Source organism: Microbacterium sp. KUDC0406, assembly GCF_021582875.1.
In the GTDB taxonomy this organism is placed as follows: domain Bacteria; phylum Actinomycetota; class Actinomycetes; order Actinomycetales; family Microbacteriaceae; genus Microbacterium.
Map to the genome: position 1 here is coordinate 2,420,829 of NZ_CP091138.1, position 12,410 is coordinate 2,433,238.

The window sequence follows — 12,410 nt, forward strand, 5'->3', positions numbered from 1 at the left end:
CTCCGGCCAGAATCCGCACCGGGCCATCCTGACCGCGGGCCCTGAGTGCCGCCGATGGGGAGGACTACCCATCCGCGGCGAGCGGCACGGCTAGGGTCTGGGCCAGAAGTGCTTCTCGGTGTCCACGGAGTCGCCCCAGCCGATGATGTCGACCCAGACGTCCACGCCGTCGCGACCCTGGTGGCAGGAGATGACCTTGCTGCCCGAGCCGTTGAAGTTCACGTCGTAGGTGTAGCTGCTCACACCGCCCGGATAGGCACTCGAGTAGCACTTGACCTTCTTGCTCCCGATGTTCAGGTTCTCCCAGTTGACCTTGAAGTCGGCGCAGCCGTTCACGCACGCCTGCGGGTCGAGCGGCCCCTCGGTCACCCACACCCGCGGCGAGGGCGGGGCGCTGGTCGAGGCGGACTTCGATGCGGGATCGGAGTAGCCGGCCTTGTTGTGCGTGCGCACCGAGATCTTGTGGTTCTGCGAGTACCCGTTGCCGACCGTCGTCGACCCGTTGTTGCTCGCGTTCTTCCAGCCGTTGCCGTCGACGTTGATCTGCGTCGTGATCGCCGCGCCGTTCGTTCCGTTGTCATGCCAGCTGAAGGTGATCGACTGGCCGTTGTTCTTCGCGGACACGGTCGGCGCCGGCGGCTTGCCGAACGGCGTCCGTCCCGCGGATGACCCGGATGCGTCGGAGATGTAGTCCTTGCCGCTCACACTCGCGACCGCACGGATGCGCACCTTGTACTCGGTGTTGTTCTTCACGCCCGAGATCGTCGTGCCGTTCCAGTCGCTCTTCCAGCCGCCGCCGTTGAGGCTGTACTGGTACGTCATCTCCGACTTGCTGGCGCCGTTCATGTCCGACTCGGCCAGTGTGTACGACGACGCGGTGACGGTGAGCTTCTGGTCTCCGGCGGTCACCGACGGAGTACCGGGCGTGCCGGGCTTGATGGCGGCGCGGCGCGCGGCGGATGCCGGGCTCCAGTCGCCCCAGTCGGAACGGTTCTGCGCACGGACCTTGTACGTGTACGCCGTCGTCGAGGTGTCGACGACCACGGCCTGCGACGTCTTGCCCGCGGCGACCGCGATGGTCTGCACGACGCTGGATCCGCGGATCACCTGCACCTGGTACCCGTCGATCGAGTCGCCGTTGTCGTCCGGCGCCTTCCAGGTCACCTCCATCTGTGCGCGGTCGCCGACGGCGGCGAGCTCCGACGTGGTCGGTGCCGCCGGCGCGAGAGGAGGACCGGACGGGATCTCCGGGAGCGACGCTCCGCTCCAGCTCGACGGGTCCGGAGCCAGGTTGTGCGCCTGGACGCGGGCGGTGTACGACGATCCGTTCTCCAGACCGGTCCAGGTGTACGAGTTGCCGGTGATGTTCGTCTTCGTTCCCGCGCCGATGCCGCCGGACAGCTCCAGCGTGTAGTACTCGACCGGGGAGCCCGGGGTCGACGGGGTCTTCCAGCTGATCTCCAGCTGCTTGTCACCGTAGGTGAGCGTCGGCGCGGCGGGGGTGTCGGGACGCGCGTCCGGTCGGGCCTCTGCCGAGGACGGCGAGGGATCGGACTCGCCGACCCTGTTCGTCGCGGTCACCTGGAACAGATATTTCACGTTGTTCGTCAGACCGTCCAGGGTGCACGTCGTCGACGAGCACTGCTTCTCATACGAAGCACCCTGCACGGAACGCACGGTGTAACCCGTGATCTCCGCACCGTTGTTCGCCGGCGGCGACCACGACAGCACCACCGTCCGATCCTGCACACTCGACACGGTCGGCTTGCCCGGAGCATCCGGCTTGCCCTGCACCGTCAGCACGATCAGGCCGTCGACCTCGCGATCGGGGTCCTCGGTGACATCGCCGATCCGGTACCGCACCGTCAGCGTGCCGACGAACTTCGCACCCGGGGTGATCTTGACCTGGTCGCCGGCCACCGTCACCTCACCGTCGCCGCTCTGGCGCTCGGCGGAGATCAGGCGCAGATCGCCCTCGCCCTGGAACGGGTTCACGTCGTTGTCCAGCGGGGAGACGGTGATCGTCTCGCCCTGGTTCGACTCCGGGAAGGTGTCCGTGTTCGCCGTCGGGAGCTCCCGCGTGGAGGCGGTGACCGTCACATCGACCGTGCCCTCGACCGGTTCGGTCTCTCCATCCGAGATCCGCAGGCGCAGCGTCGCCGCCGTCCCCTTCTTCGTGTTCGATGAAGCTTCTACGAAGAGCTGGTCGCCGTCCACGCGTGCGGAGATGCCGTCGGTCGCGCCGTTCACATAGGTGAACGTGTGCTTGCCCTTGTCCTCCGGATCCGGATCGTCGGTCAGCTCGGCCAGATTCAGCGACACGGCCTTCTCGCCGGGCGCGACGTTCACCTGGCCGCGGGTGAAACTCGGCTGCTGATTCGCGGGTGGCAGCACCGTGATCGGGATCGACAGCGTCGCCTTGCGGCCCTTCGGGTCGTCCGGGCCGGTGCCGTCTGTGACCTCGAAGCTCAGCGCGTCGGCGCCGAAGTAACCCTGAGCAGATGTGTACACGAGCGTGCGCTCGTCCTTGACCAGGCTGTCGCCGTTCGCATGCGCAGCGGAGACCTTCTCGGCCTCGGTGATCACTACGGAGCCGCCACCGGCCACAGTGACGTAGTCGGCGAGCGGCACCTCGACCGTCTCGCCGCTGACGACCTCGATGGCCTTGCCCGGTTTCACGACCGGGCGCAGATCGTCCAGCGCCGGGACGTAGATGAACGCGGACGACTCCTGGTCGTCCTGATCCGTGATCGTGTAGCGGAGCAGCTGGCGCTCGTCGCCGACCTTCACCCGGACCTTGCGATCGGGAAGGACCGTGCCGCCGTTCTCCACCACCAGCTTCAGCGCGTCCGTCGTGCCGTCGGGATCCTCGTCGTTGGCCAGGACATCGATGTCGACCGTCGTGCCGTCCTTGACATCCTCGGACTTGACGCGGTCGTCGCGGGCGATCGGGAACAGCAGCGGCACATCCTTGTCGACCGTGATCTGCAGCACCGCCGATGCCTCGGCCCCGCGCTCGTCCACGATCGTGTACCGCAGCGAGGTCTCGATCTCGGAGTCCGGCGCCTGCACGAGCACGCGGTCGCCCGACACTCGACCATCCAGCCCCGGGACATCCCCAGGCAGCTTGATGCCCTTCTTGACGAGAGAGATCTGGTCTCCCTCGGGGTCGGAGTCGTTCGCCAGCACCGGCACCGCGACCTCACGACCCGGCCGCACGACCACGGCGTCCTTCACCGCATAGGGCGCCTGGTTCACTTCTTCGCCGGGCGCGATCCCGACGTGCACGGTCGCGATGCCCTCTTTGCCGAGGTTGTCACGCACCTTGTACGTGAAGGTGTCCGTGCCGGTCGAGTCCTCGAACGCCTCGTAGACCAGGTAGTCCTGCTCGACGGTCACGAGCCCCTTCTTGGGGTTCGAATCCAGCCCCAGCAGCTCGACGGAGTCGCCGTCCTGATCGATCCCGTCCAACGGGATCGCGATGTTCGTCGTCGTGCCGCTCAGCGTGCGCGCGGTCACATCCCGCGGCCGGGGAGCGGCGTTCTTCTCTGCGTCCACGGCGAGGATCTGGATCGTGATGTACCCGGCATCCACCTGGCCGTTCTCATCCACCACGTTGTAGGTCGCGTAGACGGTCTTCGCCTCGGGACCGGCGCGGAAGCGCACCTTGTCCTGCGAGACGAACGCCTCGCCGTCCTCCGGGTCGATGAACGGCTCGACAAGCTCCGGCTGGACATGCATCGACAGATCATTCGGATGCGTGTCGTTGTCCAGCACCGGGATCGTCACCACGTCACCGGCACGCACCACGGCGGTGTCATCGTTCGCAACCGGCGGCAGCAGCTTGTCCGGCGCCGGGATCGGGATCACGATCACGTCGCCCTCGGCGGTCTTCTTGCCGTTCGAGATGCGGTAGGTGATTCGCACCTGGTCTTCCAGGCCGCCCTGGTCGCCGATCCGCAGGGTCTCGTGATTCAGCACCGACACCGACACACCGCTGCCCGGCTCCACCGACACCGACTGCACCACCAGCAGTCCGCCCGCAGGATCGGTGTCGTTGTTCAGCACACCGACCAGGACCTCGCCGCCGGTCGGCAGCAGCGCGACATCGCGCACGGCGATCGGCGCGAGATCCTCATCCTTTCCCTCCTGCACATCGATGCGCACCAGGCCGGCGGCCGAGGGCACGCCGGCCGTGACGAGGTACTGCACGTAGTAGGTGCCCGGCTTGTCGGTCTTGAACGTGAAGGTCTTGTTCGGGTAGTCGGGCGTGACCGTGGCACCCTCGACATCGTCGACGCTGGCGAAGCGCAGCGGCTCCTTGCTGGAACTGGTGTCGTTGGCGAGCGGCGACACCGTCACCTGCTGTCCCACGGTCGTGACGACGTGATCGGCGTTGGTCTTCGGCAGCGTCGACCCGACGGGACGCACGTCCAACTGGATCGCGCCGGTGGCGAGTTCGCCGGAGCCGTCCGCCACGACCACCTGAACCTCGTGCCGTCCCGGCGGGCTCGACACCGCCCGATAGGTGATCTGGCCGTCTGTCGTGAAGTCGACCTCATCGCCGTTCGCCGCGACGACATCCTTGAGATAGAGGTCGTCGCCGTCGGGGTCGATCCAGTCCGGCAGCACGTTGTACGACACCGTGCCACCGGCCTCCACCGCCAGAGAACTCTTCCGCTTCGGCTTCGGAGCCCCGTTCACACTCCAGTCGTGCACCGACACCGACACCTTCGCCGTGTCCGTACCCTTACGCCCATCATCGATCTCATACTCGAACGACGCAGAGCCGGATGCATCCTCCGGCACCGCGATCTGCAGCGCACTGCCGTTGTTGATCGGCTGCACCTCACCGATCGAGGGCTGCTTGCTCGACAACGACGCCACCAGCACATCACCATCGGCATCCGTGTCATTGTCCAGCACCGGCAGGAACGTCGTCCCACCCGGCCGCACACCGAACTCGTCGTCCTCCGCCACCGGCTTCGTGTTCTGCTCACTGCGCTCCGGCAAAGACGTCTCCACCGTCTCCTCGGTGGTGTCCTCCTCATCCTCTGTCTCACCCTCAGGCGGAGTGATGTCATTCCAGTTGTCCACCTGCTGCAGACTCTCCGTGGCGATCCACGCCATCCCACCCACAACATCGTTCAACACCACGACATCCCGATTCACCCGGAACTCCAACGTCCCAGACGGCTTCAACCCCGGAATCCGCTCCGCCAGATCGGCACCATCGCCCGCACAGTCCCGCACGAAAGCACCCGATCCGCCCCACGCCCCGTACGTGCAGCCGAGTACCTGCACCGGAGCGGCGGGCACACCGTGCGAACGCGTCGACGTCACGTCCGCCTCACCACCGTCCAACGGCACACGCACCAACTCCGACGCCGTCGCCACGACCACCGCGTCCGTCTCACCGGACACCTGCTGCAGCACGGCGGAGTCGGCGTCACCGATCTCGGTGCGAAGACCATCGGGGGTCATGACCACGCCCTGCGCGGGGTCGAGCACGACCGGGGTCTCCCCCACGGTCGTGATCGAGGCCTTGCTGCCTGTCTTCAGCCCCTCCACAGCGGCCGATGTCGGCTCCTCCGGATCGCCCTGCGGGGTCACCGGAATCGTGTAGATCGCGGATTTCGAGGGCGAGACGGCGTAGACCGTGCCGTCGTCGCCGACCGCGACATCCGCGTTCTTGCCGAGTTCGGCAACCGGGTCCGCTCCGGCGAACTCGAATCCGCCCAGGTTCTGCGGCGGCACGACCCAGAGGTCGCCGGATGCCGGGTCCAGGATCGCCGTGGTCTGCTCGCGCAGCGCGACCTTGGCCCCAGCGGGAATGCTCGTCGCATCGCCGAGCGACACGGTGGCCGGATCGACCGGCGTCAGGGTCGAATCGTCCTGGTTCACGACCATGATCGTCGACTCGTCCTGCAGGATGTCGAAGTCCTGACCTGTCGTGCGCAGCCCGCCGTCGAGCAGCGTCGACTCGTTGTTGAAGTGCCCCACCAGCAGGTCCGACGCCTTCGTGATCCACACGCCGCCGTCATTCAGGTCGACCTCGGTCGTCGGATTGCCGTCGTACGCCATCGCCAGCGTCGTGATCGTCACCACGCCCACCGTCACCGCAGCGGCCGACGCCAGCGTCTTCGGGCGCGTCCTGACCCAGCTCAACGCCTTCATAACCGGTTCTCCTGCGATGCTCGTCGGTGTTCGTGCGCCCCAGGCGCCGATGCGGCGGCCCCAGGCACGCCCGCCCATCGTAAGTCATCGATCCTGAGCATCACGATGGGGAGTACTGCCCATCGTCAACCGACGCGCCAGCACCCCTCGACGTGGTCGTCCACCATGCCGGCTGACTGCATGAGTGCGTACATCGTGGTCGGTCCGACGAAGCGGAAGCCGCGGCGGCGCAGCTCTTTGCTCAGCGCGACGGATGCCGGCGTCGTGGCCGGCACGTCGGCGAACTCGCGTGGACGCGGACCCGGCTCCGGTGCGAACGACCACATCAGCTCGTCGAGTGCACCGTCGGGCATCGCGTGGGCCAGCGCGGCATTGCCGATCACCGCCTCGATCTTCGCGCGGTTGCGGATGATCCCGGCATCCGCCATCAGTCGCTCGACATCGTCCTGACCGTACGCCGAGACGACCGCCGTGTCGAAGCCGGCGAACACCTCACGGAATCGCGGTCGCTTGCGCAGGATCGTGATCCAGCTGAGGCCGGCCTGGAACCCCTCGAGCGACATCTTCTCGAACAGCGCACGGTCGCCGTGCAGCGGGACTCCCCATTCCTCGTCGTGGTACCGCCGGTACTCGTCGTCGTCGCCGACCCAGGCGCAGCGCGAGCGGCCGTCGGCCGCGGTCGAGGAGAGAAGCCATGCTCCGACGTTATCGGGAACCGCTCAACGACCCGGAGGTTGGTCCTGCGGGTCGTTGAGTGAGCGCAGCTCGGCGGGGGAGCGTTTCGTCTCCGTCGCTGGCGCTCCTTCGCTCAACGACCGTGAGCCTGCGGGTCGTTGAGCGAGCGCAGCTCGGCGGGGAGCGTTTCGTCTCAGTCGCTGGCGCTCCTTCGCTCAACGACCCGGAGGTTGAGCCCGCGGGTCGTTGAGCGAGCGCAGCGAGACGAAACGCGCCGGATGTGCCTGGGGCGATCGGTGGTCGGTTCAGGCCTTCTTGGCGGCCTTGCGCAGCGCCTTCTCCGAGATCGGCGCCTCACCCGAGGCGGCGAGCGCCGCGTAGTGCGCGCGGGCCTCGTCCTGCCGCTGCTGCTCGATGCCGCTGGCGATGGGCGCACGGACGTGCTCCGGCTCATAGCCGAAGGCGTTCACCAGGTCGAGCGCGAAGGGCCGCAGGCGCGCGCACAGCCGGTCGATGTAGCTCGACACGGCGGCGGCGCGCTGAGTCGACAGGCGACCGTTGATCAGGTGCCAGGCGAGGTGCTTCTCGATCAGGTGCAGTCCGAACAGGTCGCGCAGCCAGGTGAGCACCTTCTTGGTCTCGGTGTCCTCGACCTTGTGCACGGCGTCGGTGAACGCCTCCCACTGCAGCAACTCGCCGTGCGCACGGGCCGCCTCGATGAGCTCGGCCTGGTTCTCGTTGAACAGCTTCTCGCCGAGGACCTTGTCCTTTCCAGCCGGGCGGAGGCGCCCTGCGATGTCGGCCACCATCTGCTGCACGCGCTCGGTCAGCAGCTCGTGCTGCTGCTCCTCGCGCAGGCCCAGTTCGACCGAGCGCGCGGTGGAGCCGAGGTCGGCGACCGCCTGGCCGAGAGCGCGCAGGCCGGCGCCGTGGAACACCTTGCCCGCGGTCTGGCCGACGGCGTACTTGGCCAGGGCCGCGGCATCCTTGCCCGTGAACTGCTTGGCGTAGTCGGTCAGCAGACGCTTGCCGACCAGCTGCAGCAGGATGTTGTTGTCGCCCTCGAAGGTGACGTAGATGTCGAGGTCCTGCCGAAGGCCGACCAGGCGGTTCTCGAACATGAAGCCGGCGCCGCCGCAGGCCTCGCGGGCCTCCTGCAGCGTGTCCAGCGCGTGCCAGGTCGACAACGGCTTGAGCGCAGCGGCGAGGGTCTCGAGGTCCTCACGGTCGGTCGGGGTGTCGGTGCGGCCTGAGAACACGCCGTCGAACTTCTGCAGGAACTCGTCGTGCGCGAAGATCTGCGCGTAGGTGGTCGCCAGGCGCGGCAGCAGGCGGCGCTGGTGCTTGCCGTAGTCGAGCAGCACGACCTCCTGCCCGTCGGCGCCGTCGAACTGGCGGCGCTGCGTCGCATAGGTGATCGCGATGTGCAGGCCGAGAGCGGATGCCCACGACGAGGCGCCGTCGAGCGAGACACGACCCTGCACCAGGGTGCCGAGCATCGTGAAGAAGCGGCGTCCGGGGCTGTCGATCGAGCTGGTGTACGTGCCGTCGGCGGCGACATCGCCGTACTTGTTCAGCAGGTTGGCGCGCGGGATGCGCACGTGGTCGAAGCTGAGGCGCCCGTTGTCGATGCCGTTGAGTCCGCCCTTCAGACCGTCGTCCTCACGGCCGATGCCGGGCAGGTCGACGCCGTCCTCGCCGCGCAGAGGCACGTAGAAGCAGTGCACACCGTGGTTCACGCCGTTCGTGATCAACTGGGCGAACACGGTCGCGGCGATGCCGTGCAGCGCCGCGTTGCCGAGGAACTCCTTCGTCGCCGCGCGGAACGGCGTGTCGATGACGAACTCCTCGGTCTCGGGGTCGTAGGTCGCCGTGGTGCCGACCGCGGCGACATCCGATCCGTGGCCGATCTCGGTCATCGCGAACGCGCCGGGAATGGAGAGATCCATGATGCCGGGCAGCCACTTCCTGTGGTGCTCCTCGGTGCCGAGCTGCAGCACCGCCGAGCCGAACAGTCCCCACTGCACGCCCGACTTGATCTGCAGGCTGGGGTCGGCGACCACCAGCTCCTCGAAGCCGGCGATGTTCGCGCCGTTGTTCTCGGCACCACCGAACTCCTTCGGGAAGGCCCGGTGCACGGCGTTGTTCTCGACCAGCAGGTGCAGCTGCGTGAGCACGCGCTCGCGGTGCTCGTCCTTGCCGAGCGAGTCGTCTCGCCAGAAGGCCGAGTCCTTGATCAGCTCACGGGACTCGCGGCGCGTGTCGGCCCAGGTGCCCATGAGCAGTTCGTGAAGGCGATCGACATCGATCTGCGGGACGGGGGCGTCGGTGCGAACGGCGGCGTCGACCATGGTGAAATCCTCTCGAGAGGGAGTCCGGGGATGCTTCGATGGTAGGTCTGCGACAACGTGTGCGGAACTCGGCTGTGGAAGATCCCCAAACGGATGGCGCGGGGCCGCCGCTCCGAGTTGTTCGCACCCCACAGCGCTCGCCGGGGCCGCACGCCTCGTGCCGTTTCTGCGCGCGCCTTGTTTCTGCTCGCGCGGCGCACAGTGGCGCAGCGCGAGCGACATAGTGTCGCGCGAAGCGCCAGAAGGGTCAAGACCGGCCGCGCGAACCGAGAAGAGCCGCGCGAAGGACCCCCGGCGCGGCATCCGCTCAGTTCGCGGCGATGACCTCGAGCACGGCCTCGCCGTAGGCGTCGCGCTTCTTGGCGCCGATGCCGGTGATGCCGTCGAGTGCCGAGGCGGATGCCGGGCGGTGCTCGGCGAGCGCGCGCAGTGTGGCGTCGCCGAACACGATGTAGGCGGGCACTCCCTGCTCGCGAGCCGTCTCGGCGCGCCAGGCGCGCAGCGCCTCGAACAGCCCGCGGTCGCCCTCGGCGAGGCTGTCGGCGGCAGAGGCCTTGCGCGTCCGCGCCGTCGTGGTGCGGCCGATCGTGTCCTTGCGCAGCGGCACAGGCGTCTCGCCTTTCAGCACTCCGCCGGCCGCCTCGCCCGGGGCGAGCGTGCCGTACTCGCCCTGTGCGACGAGGATGCCGACGGGCCAGCAGCTGCCGCGCGACGCTGCGCCAGTCCTGCTCGGAGAGGTCGCCGCCGATGCCGTAGGTCGCGAGCCGCTCGTGCCCGAACTTGCGGATGCGCTCTGTGGACGAGCCGCGCAGGATGTCGATGAGCTGTCCCGCGCCGAACGCCTGATTGCGCTCGCGCTTGAGTCGCACGATCGTGGACAGCAGCTTCTGCGCCGGGATCAGCCCGTCGAAGGTCTCGGGAGGCTCGAGGCAGGTGTCGCAGTTGCCGCACCCTTCGACTCTCCCGGCTCCTCCGGCTTCGCTCAGGGACCGAGCCTCCGGAAGGGTTTGCCCGAAGTACTCGAGCAGGTTCTGACGCCGGCACTGCACCGTCTCGCACAGCGCGAGCATGGCGTCGAGGTGCTGCCCCATGCGCATCTTGAAGGTGCGGTCACCCGGACTCTGGTCGATGAGCCGGCGCTGCTGCACGACGTCGCCCAGGCCGTATGCCATCCAGGCGACCGAGGGCTCGCCGTCGCGGCCGGCGCGGCCGGTCTCCTGGTAGTACCCCTCGACGGACTTCGGCAGATCGATGTGCGCGACGAACCGGACATCCGGCTTGTCGATGCCCATGCCGAAGGCGATCGTCGCGACCATGACCACACCCTCCTCGCGGAGGAAGCGCGCCTGGTTCGCGGCGCGCACCTCGGCCGGGAGGCCGGCGTGATACGGCAGCGCGTCGAACCCCTGCGCGACGAGGTGATCGGCGGTCTGCTCGACCGACTTGCGGCTGAGCGCGTAGACGATGCCGGCGACAGCGGCGTACGGCGTTTCGTCTCGTCGCTGCGCTCCTCGCTCAACGACCGGGGGCACCCCCTGCATCGACCGGATGAACGAGACCAGCTGCCTGCGCGGATCGACCTTCGGCACGATGCGGTACTGGATGTTGTGCCGGTCGAAGCTCGCCACGAAGTGCTGCGCGCCGTCGAGATGCAGCCGCTCGGTGATCTCCTGGTGCGTGGCCCTGGTGGCGGTGGCGGTGAGCGCCATGCGCGGCACGCCGGGGAACCGCTCGCCGAGGTCGCCCAGCGCCAGGTAGTCCGGACGGAAGTCGTGGCCCCACTGCGACACGCAGTGCGCCTCGTCGATCGCGATCACGCTGAGCGTGCCGCGCTGCAGCAGCGCCGTGGTCTGCGGGCTGGAGAGCCGTTCCGGGGCGACGTAGATGAGGTCGAGCTCGCCCGCCAGGTAGTCGCGCTCGACCGCCCTGCGCTCATCGGGCGACTGGGTGGAGTTGAGGTAGGCGGCCTTCACGCCGTTGGCGCGCAGCGCGTCGACCTGGTCGTGCATGAGGGCGATGAGCGGGCTGATCACCAGTCCGGTGCCCTCGCGCACCAGGGCGGGCACCTGGTAGGTGACCGACTTGCCGCCGCCGGTGGGCATGAGCACCACGGCGTCGCCGCCGGCGACGACCTGGTCGACGATCGCGGCCTGATCGCCGCGGAACGCGTCGTAGCCGAACACCGTACGCAGTGCCTCGAGCGGGGTCGCGTAGCGGCTGGGCGCCGGGCGGCCCTGCACGGGGGCGGATGCCGGAGCCGCCGGCGTCATCGGCCCCTGGCCCCAGTCCAGCGGAGGCTCGTAGCCGTCCTCGGGCGGGATCCAGTCGAGGTCTTCGGGCTCACCCCAGGGCTCGTCCGGGTACCCGTCGACCGGCTCAGGTGCCCACCCTGATAGGAGTCCGAGGGCGTGTGCTGCGGCATCCCTCCAGGGTAACCACCACCGCCGACGCCGCCGCGTTCTCCACAGCCGGCGGCCCGGGTCGGCCGTGCGCTTCGCGCGGAGATGTGCAGTCATCGCGGACGGATGCGGGCCGGGCATCCGCGCGAAGCGCACATCTCCGCGCCACGGGACGCAACCGCGACGCCCGCAGCGCGGGATCCGGCCGGTAATCTGGTCTGATGGCCACCCGACCCGCGCTGAGCACGCGCACCCTGCTCGTGTGCGCGGCGATCGGCGTCGCCACCGGCATCCTGGGCGGCGTTGCGGGACTGATCACGCCCGTCGTCATCATCGGGCTTCCGATCGTCTACGGGCTCGTGCTCGGCGTGCATGTGCTGCCCGGGATCATCGCGCAGGAGGTGCTGCGGCTGCCGCTGGTCGCGCTGCTGACGCACGTCATCGCCGCCCTGATCTCGAGTGCGTTCAATCCGGCATGGGCGATGCGCTTCATCGGCACCGCACTGCTGTTCGGAGCGATCCAGGAGGGCGTCGCCGCGCTCACGCGGTACCGCGCCTGGGGCGCCTGGCGGTTCTTCATCTCCGCCGCGATCATCGGGGCGATCGTCGCCGTCGTGGTGTGGTTCGTCGTCGACATGAGCACCTTCGACGTCTGGGCGCGGATCGTGTATCTGGTCATCGCCGTGCTCGGTCCTGTGGCCTGGACGGCCGTGGGACTCGCGATCGGGAACTCGCTGCGCAGGGCGGGCGTCGCCGCGCGCTGACCCTCCTGCCGCGCTGGCTGATGAGGTGAGCCTCAGCTAAATTG

The 12,410-nt window shown here is 68.3% G+C and carries 3 protein-coding genes and 2 pseudogenes; 1 reads left to right on the forward strand and 4 read right to left on the reverse strand.

The features are described from left to right. Positions 1–90: 90 nt before the first annotated feature. The 4 genes and pseudogenes from L2X99_RS12130 to recQ all read right to left on the reverse strand — a co-directional run bounded on the left by L2X99_RS12130 (position 91) and on the right by recQ (position 11,473). Positions 91–6,255: an Ig-like domain-containing protein gene (locus tag L2X99_RS12130; protein ID WP_236135171.1), complete on the reverse strand. Its 6,165-nt coding sequence runs from the start codon at positions 6,253–6,255 to the stop codon at positions 91–93. A 47-nt stretch (positions 6,256–6,302) separates the two neighbouring features. Further along, positions 6,303–6,848 (reverse strand): annotated as a pseudogene (locus tag L2X99_RS12135) (DNA-3-methyladenine glycosylase I); the annotation flags it as partial. Between the two features lie 309 nt (positions 6,849–7,157). Then, positions 7,158–9,203, reverse strand: coding sequence for an acyl-CoA dehydrogenase family protein (locus L2X99_RS12140; protein WP_236126506.1), 2,046 nt, complete (start codon positions 9,201–9,203; stop codon positions 7,158–7,160). 307 nt (positions 9,204–9,510) lie between these two features. Next, positions 9,511–11,473 (reverse strand): annotated as a pseudogene (recQ, locus tag L2X99_RS12145) (DNA helicase RecQ). 350 nt (positions 11,474–11,823) lie between these two features. Between recQ and L2X99_RS12150 the strand changes: the two are divergent. Continuing rightward, positions 11,824–12,366, forward strand: a complete 543-nt coding sequence (locus L2X99_RS12150; RefSeq protein ID WP_236126504.1) for an ECF transporter S component — start codon at positions 11,824–11,826, stop codon at positions 12,364–12,366. Positions 12,367–12,410 lie beyond the last annotated feature (44 nt).

Excerpts from the sequence above, each read along its gene's own strand:
- L2X99_RS12150 (WP_236126504.1), top strand. The coding sequence starts at position 11,824 with ATGGCCACCCGACCCGCGCTGAGCACGCGCACCCTGCTCGTGTGCGCG.
- L2X99_RS12140 (WP_236126506.1), bottom strand. The coding sequence starts at position 9,203 with ATGGTCGACGCCGCCGTTCGCACCGACGCCCCCGTCCCGCAGATCGAT.
- L2X99_RS12130 (WP_236135171.1), bottom strand. The coding sequence starts at position 6,255 with ATGGGCGGGCGTGCCTGGGGCCGCCGCATCGGCGCCTGGGGCGCACGA.